Origin of the sequence: Trabulsiella odontotermitis, assembly GCF_001297775.1 — a bacterium.
In the GTDB taxonomy this organism is placed as follows: domain Bacteria; phylum Pseudomonadota; class Gammaproteobacteria; order Enterobacterales; family Enterobacteriaceae; genus Trabulsiella; species Trabulsiella odontotermitis.
Window position 1 is genome coordinate 257,593 of sequence record NZ_LIFX01000010.1, and the last position, 15,626, is coordinate 273,218.

The 15,626-nt window shown below is 42.3% G+C and carries 11 protein-coding genes and 1 pseudogene; 7 read left to right on the top strand and 5 right to left on the bottom strand.

Annotation, left to right across the window (positions count from 1 at the left end; translation table 11 throughout):
• Window positions 1-925: 925 nt before the first annotated feature.
• The 5 genes from AOY23_RS15060 to AOY23_RS15080 all read left to right on the top strand — a co-directional run bounded on the left by AOY23_RS15060 (window position 926) and on the right by AOY23_RS15080 (window position 5,834).
• Window positions 926-2,713 (top strand): methyl-accepting chemotaxis protein, encoded by a 1,788-nt coding sequence (locus AOY23_RS15060; protein ID WP_081005652.1) that lies wholly within the window; start codon window positions 926-928, stop codon window positions 2,711-2,713.
• A gap of 88 nt (window positions 2,714-2,801) precedes the next feature.
• Window positions 2,802-3,146 (top strand): hypothetical protein, encoded by a 345-nt coding sequence (locus tag AOY23_RS15065; protein WP_054179572.1) that lies wholly within the window; start codon window positions 2,802-2,804, stop codon window positions 3,144-3,146.
• 1,182 nt (window positions 3,147-4,328) lie between these two features.
• Window positions 4,329-4,715 (top strand): 3-hydroxyacyl-ACP dehydratase FabZ family protein, encoded by a 387-nt coding sequence (locus tag AOY23_RS23235; RefSeq protein ID WP_054179573.1) that lies wholly within the window; start codon window positions 4,329-4,331, stop codon window positions 4,713-4,715.
• A 62-nt stretch (window positions 4,716-4,777) separates the two neighbouring features.
• A complete protein-coding gene (locus tag AOY23_RS15075) occupies window positions 4,778-5,563 on the top strand; it encodes a spermidine synthase (protein WP_235501692.1) in 786 nt (261 codons plus the stop codon).
• 76 nt (window positions 5,564-5,639) lie between these two features.
• A complete protein-coding gene (locus tag AOY23_RS15080; protein WP_054179574.1) occupies window positions 5,640-5,834 on the top strand; it encodes a ribbon-helix-helix domain-containing protein in 195 nt (64 codons plus the stop codon).
• A gap of 542 nt (window positions 5,835-6,376) precedes the next feature.
• On the opposite strand, the gene AOY23_RS15085 is transcribed toward AOY23_RS15080, so the two are convergent.
• Both AOY23_RS15085 and AOY23_RS15090 read right to left on the bottom strand, forming a co-directional pair.
• The gene (locus tag AOY23_RS15085) at window positions 6,377-7,168 is read right to left on the bottom strand and encodes a hypothetical protein (protein ID WP_235501693.1); all 792 of its coding nucleotides are present in this window, start codon (window positions 7,166-7,168) and stop codon (window positions 6,377-6,379) included.
• A 306-nt stretch (window positions 7,169-7,474) separates the two neighbouring features.
• Window positions 7,475-8,749, bottom strand: a complete 1,275-nt coding sequence (locus AOY23_RS15090; RefSeq protein ID WP_054179575.1) for a relaxase/mobilization nuclease domain-containing protein — start codon at window positions 8,747-8,749, stop codon at window positions 7,475-7,477.
• A gap of 368 nt (window positions 8,750-9,117) precedes the next feature.
• Here AOY23_RS15090 and AOY23_RS15095 point away from each other — a divergent pair, with 368 nt between their 5' ends.
• Window positions 9,118-9,372 carry a hypothetical protein gene (locus AOY23_RS15095; RefSeq protein ID WP_054179576.1) on the top strand — a complete coding sequence of 85 codons (255 nt, stop codon included), beginning with the start codon at window positions 9,118-9,120 and terminating at the stop codon, window positions 9,370-9,372.
• 1,612 nt (window positions 9,373-10,984) lie between these two features.
• On the opposite strand, the gene AOY23_RS15100 is transcribed toward AOY23_RS15095, so the two are convergent.
• From AOY23_RS15100 to AOY23_RS15115, 3 genes and pseudogenes are all read right to left on the bottom strand, one after another.
• Window positions 10,985-11,410 (bottom strand): hypothetical protein, encoded by a 426-nt coding sequence (locus tag AOY23_RS15100; RefSeq protein ID WP_054179577.1) that lies wholly within the window; start codon window positions 11,408-11,410, stop codon window positions 10,985-10,987.
• Window positions 11,411-12,063: 653 nt separating this feature from the next.
• Window positions 12,064-12,672, bottom strand: a pseudogene (locus AOY23_RS22360) (transposase); the annotation flags it as partial.
• A gap of 542 nt (window positions 12,673-13,214) precedes the next feature.
• Window positions 13,215-13,547, bottom strand: a complete 333-nt coding sequence (locus AOY23_RS15115; protein ID WP_054179578.1) for a YegP family protein — start codon at window positions 13,545-13,547, stop codon at window positions 13,215-13,217.
• Window positions 13,548-14,051: 504 nt separating this feature from the next.
• On the opposite strand from AOY23_RS15115, the gene AOY23_RS21910 reads away from it, so the two are divergent.
• Window positions 14,052-15,626, top strand: a complete 1,575-nt coding sequence (locus AOY23_RS21910) for a type II secretion system protein (RefSeq protein ID WP_072171017.1) — start codon at window positions 14,052-14,054, stop codon at window positions 15,624-15,626.

Below are 15,626 nucleotides of genomic sequence, written 5' to 3' on the forward strand. Positions count from 1 at the left end.
CATTTGCATACTTGCAGTGCATTATATGATGTACATCACATTTTTTCCATGAGCAATAGAATGGAAATATTGCGTCGGATAGGTGAAATAATTGATTTAAACAAAAATTTTCAGAGGAATATCCGAAGTGGGTGTATTCTGATATGCGCTTCTTTGTACTTGAATCGCATGCCCCAGCATTGCCAGCCCCATTTTGGTAACTGTCGCTCCACTACTTTGCTTCAGAAGCTTATAGTGTCGTGATGCCTCGGTTCCCTGGTATCCGATGGTGCATTTGGTGCCATATAGATTTGAAATCTTTGAACACGGGTGTTCATCTCTGCCGACTATCCATCGTTTACTGATTTATCCATCATGGGCGCACCTTGATGCCCGATAACAATGACCACGATTTTTAAGTGATTCTTCAAAGCTGTCTTTCAGATCCATGTTGTTCTTCAGGTATCAGTCTACTGGTTGCAGGGATCGCCTGTGTTTAACTCTTTCCACACGAGATTGTGGTGAAGTAGTGAAAGGCAGCTCATTCAGTGATGAGCCTTGGCAAATACGGCTTACTTCATAGTATTGATCTGAAAACTCGCCTTGCGGTTAGTCGCAAAACACGTGCTGATAATCAGAACCATAACGCTCGCGCAAAGGGCCGTTTCCATAGAGAGAGAGTCCATGTATACCTGGCTCTGGTTCACATCATCGGAATTAGATTCCTGTCTGAATATGTATGCGTCTGGTCTCAAGCGTGCATGTGTAATTAATGGCCATCAAATGACAAAAATTTATACAAATTATAAAATTTTTTTCATTTTAAAAACATAAAGATACAGTCTGATCATGATGTGAATTTCAAATGTCAACAATTTTTACACAGAATTAGTGCGTAAAGTATCGCCTTTCTCTGCCGATAGATTCAGCAGGACATGTTCAAAACATGATCATTTTCAATATGTTAGGCAATCCTTCTCTTTCAGTGGAACGTTCCCGGCATTATTCTGATTTTTCGGCCGGTGACAGGAGGAAGCCATTTTATTGCGTGGGACAGCAGATGAAAATTAATGACTTTGGTGTTGGTAGCCGTATGGGTGCTGGCTTCAGTATTGTTCTTGCCCTTGTGGTCGTTATGGCCATGACGGGAATTGTTAAATTGAATGGCATCCTGAAAGAGACGGATATCATTACAGATCGATTGTTGGTTCTGGAGCGTCTCACTGGAGAGTGGGGAGCAGCAATTGATTATAACGGTGCGATGGGGCTGGCTTTACTAACCTCTTCGGATGAGGAAATCAGAAATTTTGCCCAGTCAAAAATGAAGACGGTCTCAGAACGCGTGAATGTCATCCAGAAAGAAGTGGCTGGAAAAATTACCTCTAATGAAGGTAAAGCGCTCCTGGCTGCTATGGGTGAAAAAAGAAAACAGTATATTGATATAAGAAATGAAGCTATTCGTGTCAGCGGGCAGGGAGAGAGTGAAATCACAAATGCGTTTATTCGCCAGAAACTCATTCCTGCTATGGAAGCTTATTCTGGCAGCGTAAAGGCGCTTGGGGACTACGATAAAGCAAAAATTGATGAGGCTGGAGATTCCATTCAAGGTAATGGTTCTGCGGCTATTCAGGCACTTATCATTCTTGGTGTGATTGCCATTGTTGTAGGTAGCCTGATGGCGTGGTTCATTACTCGCGGAATAACCCGCCCTTTGTTGTCTGCTGTTAATGTGGCCCGTGAAGTGGCATCGGGCAATCTTGGCATTGACGTTAAAGTTGAGTCCCGTGATCAACTGGGACAACTGATGCTTTCACTGCGGGAGATGACGGAGAGCCTGCGTAATACTGTTCGCAGAGTGCGCGAAGGTGCCGATAGCATTGCGCTGGCAGCGTCTGAAATCAGCAGTGGCAACACTGACCTTGCATCCCGTACGGAAGAGCAGGCTGCTGGTGTGGAGGAAACAGCATCAACGCTGGAAGAGCTGACCTCTACCATCAATAATACCGCGGCAAACACAGCACAGGCGTACCGTTACGTGAATGAGACTGCGACTGCCGTGAAACAGAACGGTGTAGTGATGAGCGAGGTTTCTTCGCAGATGCAGGAGATTTACGACTCGTCGTCAAAAATGTCTGATATTATCCAAGTGATTGATGGTATTGCCTTCCAGACCAACATTCTTGCGCTTAATGCAGCCGTAGAGGCTGCCAGGGCAGGTGAATCCGGACGAGGTTTTGCCGTTGTTGCTGGGGAAGTGCGAACTCTGGCGCAACGCAGTGCGTCAGCTGCCCGTGAAATTAAAGAACTTATTGATGATTCAGTATCTCGCATTGCCTCAGGCCGAAGTCTGGTCGAAAAAGCTGATGGTGGCATGGTGGAGATTGTCACCAACGTCCAGAATATGAACCAACTGATTGAAGAGATCGCCCAAGCCAGCCGCGAGCAAAGCGATGGCATCGCGCAAATCAACAGTGCGATGGGGCAGATTGACACCACAACTCAGCAGAATGCGGCGCTGGTCGAAGAATCAGCCGCTGCGGCCACTTCAATGCAGGAGCAATCCAGAGTATTGCAAGACATGGTCAGTGTGTTCCGTCTGAATGAGGCTACTCACAAAACTGCGACTGTGATATCGAATAGTGCAAGTAGCGACATTCGGCAAAGTAAGGGGACGTCAGTATCAGTGGATTCCCGAAAAGCAGCGACGGACAGCGATAACTGGGAAACGTTCTGAACCATGCATATAAATCCGTTTTAATCCGTACCCGTCTCCGGCATAGTGTAAATGCACCATGCCGGTTTTTATATTGGCAGAAATAATTATGAGTAAAGTGAGTAATAATAGGTTGGCGCCGACTGAATATGCCGTCAGACATCGTGAGCTTCGCGACTGGATGGCATCATTTGAGGTGATCATGAATCAATTGACCGGAGGTCGGTATGCTTCTCTTGATATTTACCTGAATAACATGAATATCATCGTTGATATATACCGTGATGTTGGGATGAATTTAAAAGATCCTGGATTCCAGTCATATATTAAAAAACATGATCAGGATCTTTTTATTACTGTTTTGTCTCTTGGCCGCTCCATGATCCTAATGAAGAATCTTCTGCTGAATATGAAACGTTTGTTGGGAGTCGGGGATAGTGGAACCGAAAAGTAGGATTTTACCAAATCCAGCCGTAAAGCCCCGTCCTTCAGGGTGGGGTGATCACTAAGGACTTTCTCTTTTCCATGCTGGCTGCTGTCTATTTCAGTACCGTGATCGCTTTTTATTCGGAAAGGCAGGCTTGCGTGACTTTAGCTACTCCCCGGCGCTATAGCTTGGCAGATGACCGAGTTTTACGTTCTCAGTACGTTAGTTCCAGCATTGTATTGCTCGGTTGCGAAGGTGAAATTTCCTCGCAACCAAGAGTCAGGGAGGGTGCGCTGCTTAGAACTGCCATACGAATGATGGTCAAAAAAAAGCCGCACTTGGGGAAGAACGGCAAATCGACATCTGAGTTTTATTTGCTGTAAGTCTATACTATTGTTTTATGAAACAATCAGCAGAAATGTCCGTCTTGGAGCCCCTATTTTTGTTAAGTCAAAAAAAATATTAGTAAATGCTTAGTATATAATCTGGTTTGTTTTTTTAACATAATGAGAATTTAAAGAATAAAATTCCGTATAAATGGCTTCTGCATCGATAATCAAGGTATAAAAAAAAGGTACCGACGACATCACCGGTACCCGAAAAAAAGAGGTTTTGTTTTATGAGATAGTATTATAACCAGTAAAATTTTACTTTTGTCGCTGTTTTGCGAATTTTTTATGAATAAAGTCAGTAATAACAGGCTGAAAATTATTCAGTCAGGAGGGGGGCGTTGTTCTGTTAAGCCATGGTTGGCCCTGTCGTGGTTTCTTAAGCTAAACTTGCCTGAACTATATGAATTTTACTAGGCTGTTCAACAGTAACGACACAGAACTGCTGGTGGTCATCTTTCCACCCATCAACGATCCAGGAAATCCACGATGTGAAGCTGTTATGTCTGCACAATTGCCGTGTCCCCTTTTTTTAAAACTTGCTTTCATAATCACCACACCTTGCATAGATCGAAGGTCAGTATTGTAGTTATTAGCTAAAAGCGTCTATGTCCTCTTCTTGCTCTTAACCACCAGTAACGTTATCAGTAAACCCATAGTTCAAAGGCCAGTTGTATCTTTTTGCTGCTCCCTTTAGAGACGCCCGTGTCGCATCCTCTGCGCCTTCTTGTCATCTGAGATGTTCGTACGACCGTATGCTATGCACATGTGATTACCATGATATGATACGCACTTTCAACATCTTACCCGGTAACAGGACATGACGGATTATTCCGAAAACCCCGTACTGCCTCACCGTTATCCATTTTTGTTTATTGACCGGATCCTGTCTACACCGGAAGAACATGCAGCCGGTCAGTTGCGGGCGCAGGTGTGTATTACTGCTTCAGATGGTGTTCTCAGCGGTAGGCTGCCTGTTGTGTTCCCGTCAGTGCTTCTGCCGGAAGCTCTGGCTCAGGCTGGTGGGCTGCTGGTTGCACGACAGCAGAATTCAGCAGGGACTAGGTATATAAGCGGTGTGCTTGCTGCTATTCGTTGGGCACGTTTTCGTGGGGCGGTACTCCCGGGGGACAGATTGTTGCTGACGGTTAGAATTATTCGCCAACGGAGCGGACTGGTTTTTCTTTACGGTGACGTGACAAGGTAGGAGTTGAGCCTCTGCCGCGCTACCTTTTCATGTGCATTTTTAGATTCTGATAAGTTGCAACTATGACCATGAATACACAGGCAAAAACATTACTAAACAGTTTACTGGGGATAAACTCCGAAGAAGACGTTTTGTACCGAACTGAAGATGCCTGGGGCGAAATCATTGTCGCAGGCTGGCAGCAGTTCCGTGTCCTGCGTTTTGACGAGGTTTTTGAGCAGAGCAAGGTTAACCTGCTATCACCACACGTTCCCGAACATCAGTATATCCGAGCCATGCTGATGGCTATATATTGGTGCAGACCCTCATCGGTACTGTTACTGGGACTTGGTGGAGGGGCTCTTCTGCGCGCGTTATATGCCATGGACAGCACGGTGGTATCTGATGTAGTGGAGTTGCGTCCCGCTGTGATTGATGTAGCCCGGGAATGGTTCACCTTGCCGGATGTGGACACCATTCGCTACTTTCCGGAGGATGCCGTGAGTTTTCTTGCTCGTGAGACCGGCGCACGATATTCGCTAATTTTTGCCGATCTGTATCTGGCCTGGGAGATGGATCCGCTCCAGGGGACTGAAACATTTCTTGCCCGCTGCCGGGCACTACTTCATGACGATGGTTGGTTAGTTATCAATTATTTGGTAGTTCCTGGCAGCGACACTTTACTTTACGAGGCGCTGTATCGGGTATTCAGCACAGTTTTATTCTGTCAGGTCACTGAGGGAGGGAACGTGGTCATTTACGCCACGGGCTGTCAGCAGAATACTGAAGCTCTTCGTAGTAGCGTGGTGCTGAACAGCGACGGTGATGATTGCATCCGGTGTCTTATTGAACAGTTGGAATCTCTGTAATTGCATCAACGAATATCCTCAGGCAATTGCGGATATGGTATTATCATCGTATTAACATACTTGGGAGGATAGCTGTATGGAAAAGAAAACCGCACGATTGACATTGCTGATTGACCCGCACAAAAAAGAGGCTTTTGAAACCCTGTGTCGTCAACAAGATGTAACGCCTTCCCAGGTGGTCAGGCAGTTAATCCGAGATTATCTTCAGCGGCACGGTGTGGGGTCTGAAACACGGACGGAGAAGAGTAACCCCATTATCCGTAATTCCTGAATCATATATTCGTGATACGGGGCCACGTGCTTTCCTGCACTCCTTCGCTCATATTGGACTTACCATCTCCGGTATATATCGGATGTGCGGGTCTGTGCAATAACGTTATAATGCTATTCACGCATCATTATCATATGTGAGCACCTGTAAATGTCTTGGTTGTGGCAGCAACTTTGTCAGGTTATATGGCTGTTCATGGAAAAGCAGACACTCAGGAAGCTATTCCCGCCTAACACGCTAATTATTTCGCTGGGCACATACCGAGCTCTGGGTGACATAACATCTTCACTCAGGACCTGAAAATCCGGGGGCGAGACAACTCGGGTCGCAGGTCACTGCTCGCCATCGGTTAGTTGGTGGGTGATGCCATCGTGGTGGCGGAGAAAGTCGAGTGCGTGATGGAAGAAAATGGGCTCCCCGAAGAAGGCCGCCCGCAAGCCCGGGGGCTCAAATATTGGACGCATTCGTGAGGTACTCATGCGCTAATGTAGGTTACGTTGAAGTCCTCGCCGTTTGCGGCGAGGAACTGTCAATTTGTTTGGTTAGCGCTTCACTGAATCAATCAGATCTCTAATTTCTTCATCGAACCTTTCGTTTCTTCTTTTCATCCATTGGATACAAACAAAACTCCCTACTCTTGAGAGTAAATACGTAAACCATACGTATTTATGATCGCCCCAGACATAACCGTCTTTAAATCCCCACGGCAATGTGAAAAATGAAATAAGTGTAGCGGAACAAAGCAAAGTAAAAATGACAGAAAACAGTGTGGATACAGGCATTGCTTTGTAGGGAGATACGATGGAAGAAGTGGGGAAAAGTAACGTGAGAAATGCAGGGATAAAAATAATCCTTGTGGGTAAGTTTGTTTCATGCTCATTCGTGGATGCATTAACAATAAGTGCATCTTTATATACACTACATGAACCATCTTCACTGTACTGATGAAGCTCGTATTTACGAATATGATGCGATTTTCTGAAAGGAACACTATGCCCTGAGAATTGCATCTCACTACCTTCATCTGTTTTTACCCAGATTTGGTCATTGTTGGAATTGACGACAATACCGGAGAAGGTTTCAACAAGCGTGTAAATTTTACCGAACAACTCGAAATTTGGCGTAATGATGCTATTTTTCTGACAATTAGCTTTAACCAATTGAGATTCTTTCTTTTCATGTCTGCAAGTAAAAAATGCCCAGATAAGAAGAAGGGCACTGACTGGAAACCAGACTACACCAGCGAGAATTAATCCACTACGACCTTCAAATACGGCAATTAAGGCAGGTAAAGACAGTGCGATCCAAAAACGCTTCATAGTGAAAATAGTCATACAAACTCCTGGGCTTTAATGAAAGTCATATTCGATGTATGAAGTGATGCCGCGGTGAGGTGAAGCTTGTCATTTATAATCCATCTTTCTGCTTGAATCTAAAATAGACTAGTTAAATCAGTGTATTAGAAGCCATGCTTAGAAAGTACATTTTGACCGTCCTGACAGGAAACGCAAATCACTTGTACCGATCGATTCACAAGTTACAATAGGAATCACCTATCGTAATAAGATTGTCGATCGTTTTTACCGATCGATTGATCGGGCAAATGCTGGTTATGAAGGGGAGATGCAAGATTTGCAACTCTATAACGAGAAGGGTGTTCTGCCTGGTTTTGACTGTGTATCAATAGGGGGGCGAAGTTCTAAAGGAGCGACCTCAACCAATGCCATGCTATTGATCTTTCCATGTTTTTTAGGTCGTTTAAGAAACGTTATATTCAGCTTCTTTAACAGCCTGATTATCGTATTTATATAAGGTATCGTTTCTATCCATCTGAAAGCTGTTGCAGCCCAGGAAGTGAAATGGCCGTGTCCTGGTTCTTTAACTTTTTCGTATGTTTGCACTTTTTTATCTTCGACATCACCACCTGCATAAATCGCTTCAAATGGCGTGACAGTGTCCCCTGTCTGTATGTCGGAGGTAGTTGAAAGTGTGCTGCAAACTGTAATGATGGGATGAAGAGCATCAATAGAAAGTGGCGTAGTAAGTCCTTCAGATTGAATGAGGGGTTCATTTTGTTGCAGATTCTCTTCCGAAAACGCTGTGGTTGCAGGGGCTGCCTCATATATGATTAGTTCCTGAAGATTCTTCCAACTGTATTTCTTGCCAAGTTGCGAGGCTTTGAACGCAATCCCCGCATATTCAAATGAGAAGCCATTCATTTTGCCTGTAGAGGCGACATTAGCCTTTGCAGTAATGCCTCTGGTTTTTAACACTTCAATGAAATCCCCTGAGCTAAGACGTGCTGTTGTTATCTCATCAATCGCTTGTTGAATAATTTCTTTTGGGGTGTTTTCCTCCGTTCGTTTTTTCATCTGTTCTTCATTACGGGAATTTTTACGTTTCTCTTTTGAAGAGGAGGGTGATGCAGGGGGAAAAGGCGTTTCTGGCCCCTTAGTCCTTATCAAATCGAAACCTTTTTCCAGAACCTGAATGATGCGGGTACTGACGAGGTTTTCGTTTTTACCCAGATAAAGTTTGCCATCGTGCATGCTGATGCGGCTTGCTATGATGTGAATGTGCTGACCATCTTTGTCATCATGTAACACATAGCATCTCAGATGTGTGTCGGAGAAGCCCATAGATTTCATATACTGATCGGCTATTTCGCTCCACTGTGAGTCGGTAAGAGTTTCATTCCTTGGTAAACGCAGAGAATTGTGCCACATCGGCTTTACAACATCAGGGCGAAGCCCTGTTGAAATATTGAATTCATCTATCAGGTCTACCGCAGAGCTTCCCATCATATTCCCTCCGATGACGTATGGTGTCTGCTTATGATGAGCCGCTGGTTTTAACGCATAAAAAACCACACCAGCAAAATTCTTCCCTCTACGGATTTTTTGCATTCCCTTCAAAGGAAGTTTCTCTCGATTTTTTTATTCACGACAGCAATAGCACTCCTTTTTAAATTATACATATAAAATCCATTTTTGTTATGAAACTAAGGTTTGTTTAATATATTATTTTTATAAGTTATTATGAGATTTTGTCAATAATTGCTTTCGTTTATTTTGATAGGTAATTTCAAGAGAAAATAAACAAAATAGTATGCTATGTATTGACAATGTACATTGTTTGATATAGTCAATGTTTTATAAAAGAAAAAGGAGATCCTATGGAAAAATACGAGGAAACATTCGAATAGATTGATTTTTGTGTAAATCAGCTTCTTTATGAGCTGGAAATATCACTTCAGAAATTAGATTATTATCCAGGGGAGGTAATGTTCAAGGAGTTAACGGATAAAATAGGTGTCGAAACTTTAACTGATGTATCACTCATTTTCAGAAATAAGGAATATCTGGAGTTAGTGGAAAGTATGAGTCCTGAAGTTCATAAGTTTATGTTGATGTGGATCGACAATATAGAATATGAATATGTTGACATTCCAGCTTTAATCGTGGCTAAGGAAAAGTACAAAATAACATCAGGAACTGCAACTCTGCTTGATGGTGATAATAAAAGAAAACGACTTTAACAGTTGCCAGCAATTTAGCTTGATTATATCAATTCAGACTTTATGATAGAATCTTTTGGACACCGCATGATAGAAATTATCAGCTTTGAATAAGAAATTGGTATCTGTATTATACTGCTGAAATCAGGCATAATATGTTATTTCATTCTTACGAAGTATGTTCTTCCGTTAATGTGTCTCCATGTTTTCAATATTTTTTCATTAACCAAATCTAGCCGTAAAGCCCCATCCTTCAGAGCGGGGAGGATGTCAAATTGTTAACTACACGCTTATTAATCGAGCATCGTCCGTTTTTTGCCGCTGATTGTGAAATAAATCACTAACTGCCCCTAGATTGCCACGCATTGACATCAGCAATAAACGGACATAACCGCAATGGATGTTTTTCTTATATTGATTCTGTAATAATCTCACTTATATTTAGTGTTATCCGTTGACATCCCCCTGCTCTGAAGGACGGAGGTTACGTCGAACCGGGATAAACCTGATCTATTGTGATTACTAAATAATAAACACCTGATGATTAGTAGCGTCGTTCTTATCAAAAGTCATTTTTTATCTTTCAGCTTAAATCCACACTACTCCCAGACAATAATCGTACTGGACTAACATAGAGCATCAGCCCAGTGGTAGTACTGGAATCTTAAAGTTCTGGTCGTTAACAAGGTAGAGAGAACCCATACCCACTGACAGGAACTGAATCATGAAAAAACTCATCTGGATGTTGACAAATCTTAAAAAATGAAATCTGGCAGCACGAATTGCTAATTAAATCATATGGGTGGTTATTGATTGTTGGCATATTGTCGCCATAAAATAATTCTGTGGTGAATCCCCCTTTGCGGTGGGGCGTAAACAGTATTCATTATGGAATGATGGTCGCAGAGTTGCAGAAAACGCGAGTTATGGTGGCTGACCAAAGGCTCACCGGGAGGCACCCGGCACCACACATAACCCAGATTAGGCAGTTAGTTGCGTTTGCAGGGTTTTATTTACGTTTACATATTGTGTTGTAATATTTTTGATTTGAACCGCTATTTTCGCGTTTTTATCGTTAATGTTTGTGACTCCACTTCTCAGGCTACCTTCGGGTAGCCTCTTTTATATGTTTGTACGCACTGTGTAAGTATTGATGCCAGCTGATTTATGTCAACACTCAGGGACCTATTCTAGTTTTTCTGCTGTGGATATAAAGCTGGGTATAACTCACCAGACACATGTCAGGCTAACATCGGCTTGCTTACCCTTTGTCTTGTTGACTAAACTACGGCAAGCAGGAAGATAATGTCTTGTCTCACCGTATTTAGGTTCTATCTCGGTATCAAAGCAATGGCACGTACTGGTGATGTTGAGCCATCCTTTATCTGTAGCGGCAGCGCAATGAAAGTAAAATAATCCGGGAGATCATCCAGATTTGCCAAATTTGCCAGATTTTCCATAATCAGAGTATCCGAACCCTGTATCAGTTGGTGTGCCGGATAACTCGCGTCGGACCATATCAAGGAACATCGCATCAGAGCACATTATACATCCCCCTGTATTCAGCAAAGTCTGATCCTCCATTCGCAAACGCGCCCTCTATAAAGCTGGCTGGTTTAACTCGGATGAAGAGCTATACCACATTTTCTTCAGAAGATTTTTCCCAAAAATTTCCAGAGATCAGCTTCATGCGAAGATCGCTAATTTGACGCTTAACCGCAAAGAGCTCTGTTTTCGTTAGTGTGCTTTCTTTACTTTTATTCTCAATGTGAGCAAGGAGCTTATTCAGTTTCTGCGAGATTTCGGTCAGTGTTTTCCATGTATCAATATTAACTGAGGGGACAATAGTTGGTAATTTGTGAAGAGACGCCATACGAAGCCATTCGGCTCTGTTGAGGTCACCTCGCTTATTATCAAGCAGTGATAGCTCGTCTTCATTGAGCCTGACACTAATGCAACGGTCTCTTACCAAATTGGCAGGTAATTTAATTTCACCAAAACTACCACGGCGACTACGTGTGCTTTTTATTAAATCATCGAAATAAATATTATCATCCATATGAACTCCTTATCATTTATGTTATTGATGCGTATTCCTTATGCTATTATTACTTATATTGAAAAATTGAATAATGTCAAATGACTGGTCTTGACTTTGATTTTGACTTTGGTTTTGACTTTCTTTTTCAACCATAGGGCGAAAAAGCAAGGGGAACCAATGGATGCGAGCGTAGCGGCATCTATTGGTTAGCCCTTGCTTTAATTTATTCACAGCAAATATTGGCATATTAAAAAATATAGGTATTTGTTTATTAAATTGCTTATAGGAGAATATGTGAATAGAAAATGGTGGTTCCTTTTAATTTTAATTATCTTAAATGTCATAGCTTTATATGTTGATATGCATTTTGATTATGAAATTTTCATGCGTAGATTCAAGGAGTTTGTGTATGTTGTCGATATTATATCCATACCATTCGTTGTCGTATATTTTATCATTTGAACTTATTTGTTTGGAATGCTTGGTTTTCCTTTAATATCGGTCAAGCTCATAAAAGCTTTTGCAAAAGAACAAACTATCAAAATGAACCTTAATGCAAATGGGATAAAGTTGTTTTCTAAAGATGATGTGCTTATATCTTCAAATGGAGTGATGGTGTAAAGCATTTTCATGGAAGCAAAGGCGGCAGACAGGAAGAGAATTGTATCATTAATGCGATACACCCGCTTCGCATTAACTACAGGCAGACCATCCCGCTCTGACTCCCGTCGCAGCAGCGCCCACACGCGGCGATAACCATAGGTCGGTAGGTCAGCCATCGCCGTGTTTATCCGTGATAACACCGCGCTATCATCAGAACGGGGCTGCCGTCTGCGATCCTGCCAGCTAGGCAGTCGGTGAATCCTGATGTTCTGTTGCGCACGCGACACGCCAATACTCCGGCAGACATCGGTTACTCGTCGTTCCCGGGCAACAAGGGCGCATGCACAATCCATTTTTTGCCCGGCCGAACTCCACAGCCTCTTTCAGTATTTCAGCTTCCATCGTCTTTTTGCCCAGAAGGCGCTGTAGTTCACGGATTTGCTTACTGGCGGCAGCAAGTTCAGAGGACGGGACGACTTCCTCACCGGCGGTTACAGCAGTCAGCGAGCCTTCTTCATACTGTTTCGCCATTTAAAGATCTGGTTAGCATTGATGCCATGCAGGCGAGCGACATGAGACACGCTCATGCTAGGTTCCATAGTCTGCTGAATAATGACAATTTTTTCCTGCGGTGTACGACGCCGACGCCTCTCAGGTCCTGATAACACTTCAACCATCTTATTATTCTGACTGGTGTTAAACATAGTTCTGAGACTACCTCTTATTTTAAGGGAGGTGAAGTGTCTGATGATCTATGGGGCCAATCTACTATATCATTTGTAAATTAATAGCCGTTGAATAAATAAAATGCAAATAACCATTGAGCTTGTAAAATAAAATTGAAGTAATTGATAAAGACATGGGAGTATTTGTTATTTAATCAAGATAAAGAAAGAGGGTGAAGGTAAATTGATTATATGCTGCTATGTTAAGTGTATGCTGATGGGGGTTATATTTAAGTTGAACGACGAGTATAGATTCTCAGCATCTATTCCCAGAACACCGGATCTGATGGTACAAAGATGTGGTTCTATTCAAATCATTCTTGAGTAGTTGAGATGCATCTGTCGTTGTTTTCAATTGTGTGGTTTCTAAGCCAAACGATATTTTAATATAAGATACTCAGCCCTTTGGTGTGAAAAAGGGTTATTTTCTGCACAGCATTAAAACTACGATAGAATCGGGCTCATCATGACGAGCCCGATTCGGCAAGATACGATTAAGTATTATCTTTAATCGTGGTCGTGCTTCCATTGCTTTTCACTGATGCAATACCAGTGTCCCGGGATTGTTTCGATGCATACATCTGGCTTGTACCAATAACCTGATAGTTAGCAGCACGTAGGTTGAAGAAAAATTTTCCATTTGATGAATCTTTCCGTTCATAGCGTTCATCGAATGCCGAGTTTGTCTGAACAGAGGCTATACCATTTTCTGCGGAGCTTTTGGTGGTATAGAGTTCACTGGTAAGGATGATTTCACCATTTCCTGCTTTCAGAACAAATTTATACTGGCTATTACTACTTTTATCCAGTTCGAACCAACCAGTCATAGGAACTCCTTGATAAAAATTGGGGTTGTAAACAGTGCACTGAATGCAAGAACAGTATGCATGAAATGAAATCAATTTCAAATATATTAAGAATCATTATCGATATAAGTTGGTAGAACAGATATCATGAAGTAAGAGATAAGTTGATTGTCTTATTTAAAATATAGCTCACTACTTGATGAATTATTTGTTAATTTTTTATGACAAATTTATTTATTATGCAAGTTGAGTAGAATAAGTTGGGTTTGTTGTTTGATTTCTTACTATTCATCCTGAAACAGTTAACTGGCGGCAATTGTACATGAAAATAAAAATTATAATGACGTGTCAACTATTACATAAATCGTGCAGTTAAAATATATCTATTCATTCGGATTGTTTTTTTTGACTCGAGATTGATGAAAAGTAAACATTTTGACAGAATGATTGAATTTTTAAAAGTTGACAATGTTTATCAATGAATTAACTTGTTTAAGTGATGTGTTAATTTTTAATTGGTGATATATGTTATTAAATGATTCAGTATGTATTGTAAGAAATATAAAGCAGAAAGGTTTTACTTTGATTGAGCTGATTTTAACTTTAACTGTTATAGCTATAATAAGTTTTGTAACTTTTCAAAGTTTAAATAAGGATTTCGAAAATAAACAGGCTGCTGTTTTAGGTGAACAAATAAGTAATGTGGGTACTGGTGTTAATAATTATATAGTGAACCACTATGATGTATTGTCTAAACTAACAGACTCTGCAGGTAACGGTTTAGATCCCGGACCAAGAACCTGTGATGCAACAAAACAAATATGTGAGATTTCAACTCAGACATTATCAAATGAAGGGTTGTTACCTCCAGCATCTATAAACAGAAACGTTTTTGGGTCCGGATATAAGATCATTATTTCCAGAAAGGGCACCGCGCCATACTGGAGCATCTCTGCATTAATAACCACTGACAAGCCCTTACTATTAGGTAGTTCGGTTCGTTATGACTTATTAGGTAAGGCTATGCAGGCTGCGGGTGCAGACAGCGGTATGACCAGAGATTCGGCTACTAAGGTTGATGGCTACAAAGGCACATGGTCAACAACACAGGCTGATTATTCTAACGTCAATAACCAGGGGCTGTTAGTCTATATAGCAGGATATGGCTCTAATTCGTATTCTGCCTTCCTTCGTCGCGATGGAACTCTTCCTATGACAGGAGATCTTAATATGGGGACTAAGAATATATATGGCGCCACGAACATTACTGCTTCCGGAACAGCCAGCGCGGCTACGCTGAAATCTACTGGTGATGCGGGAGTAGGGGGAGACCTTGCGGTAGTTGGCATATCAACCCTGGCTGGTGCAGTGAACGCCAACAATACGCTGACGGTAGCCGGTACAAGCAGCCTGAAAGGGGCGACGGCGGTTGGTTCAACATTAAGTGTCGCTGGGATCTCAACCCTGACTGGCGCAGTAAATGCCAACAGCACATTGACGGTAGCCGGTGCCAGTAGCCTGAAGGGAGCAACGGCGGTCAGTTCGACACTGAGTGTCGCGGGGATCTCAACCCTTACAGGTGCGGTGAATGCGAGCAGTACACTGACCGTGGCTGGAGCCAGTACCCTGAAAGGGGCTGTTACGGTGAATAATGCAATCACTGCTTCCGGGAACATTACGTCTTCTGGGCAAGTAAAGGGAGCTACCGTCGCTTCTACTGGCAGGATGACTACCGGGGAATTCCTGCAGATTAACGGAACGGCAACGGCTGGAGCAGCCTGTTCTCCTAATGGTTTAATAGGAAAGAATTCTCAGGGGCAACTGTTGTCCTGTGCTGTAGGTGTATGGAAATCAACTTCTGGTGGGGGAAGTGGCTTTTTTACAGTTAAAGGAATAGCTATTAGTGATGCCGTAGCAAATATTAATGGGAGAAAATACTCTGCCATTAATACCTCCTGGATTCGTCAATGCGTTGCTGCCAATAATAAAACAGGTTCTTGTTCATGCCCTAATAGTACAGATACCATGTATGTTACAGGATTTACAAAAGATGGCGCTGACGACCCATATTATGTTTCTGTTGCATGTTCTCCTAATTGA

Bases quoted from the DNA above. Each gene is read 5' to 3' on its own strand.
- AOY23_RS15060 (WP_081005652.1), top strand. From the start codon at position 926: ATGATCATTTTCAATATGTTAGGCAATCCTTCTCTTTCAGTGGAACGT.
- AOY23_RS15065 (WP_054179572.1), top strand. From the start codon at position 2,802: ATGAGTAAAGTGAGTAATAATAGGTTGGCGCCGACTGAATATGCCGTC.
- AOY23_RS23235 (WP_054179573.1), top strand. From the start codon at position 4,329: ATGACGGATTATTCCGAAAACCCCGTACTGCCTCACCGTTATCCATTT.
- AOY23_RS15075 (WP_235501692.1), top strand. From the start codon at position 4,778: ATGACCATGAATACACAGGCAAAAACATTACTAAACAGTTTACTGGGG.
- AOY23_RS15080 (WP_054179574.1), top strand. From the start codon at position 5,640: ATGGAAAAGAAAACCGCACGATTGACATTGCTGATTGACCCGCACAAA.
- AOY23_RS15085 (WP_235501693.1), bottom strand. From the start codon at position 7,168: ATGACTATTTTCACTATGAAGCGTTTTTGGATCGCACTGTCTTTACCT.
- AOY23_RS15095 (WP_054179576.1), top strand. From the start codon at position 9,118: ATGTTCAAGGAGTTAACGGATAAAATAGGTGTCGAAACTTTAACTGAT.
- AOY23_RS15100 (WP_054179577.1), bottom strand. From the start codon at position 11,410: ATGGATGATAATATTTATTTCGATGATTTAATAAAAAGCACACGTAGT.
- AOY23_RS15115 (WP_054179578.1), bottom strand. From the start codon at position 13,547: ATGACTGGTTGGTTCGAACTGGATAAAAGTAGTAATAGCCAGTATAAA.
- AOY23_RS21910 (WP_072171017.1), top strand. From the start codon at position 14,052: ATGTTATTAAATGATTCAGTATGTATTGTAAGAAATATAAAGCAGAAA.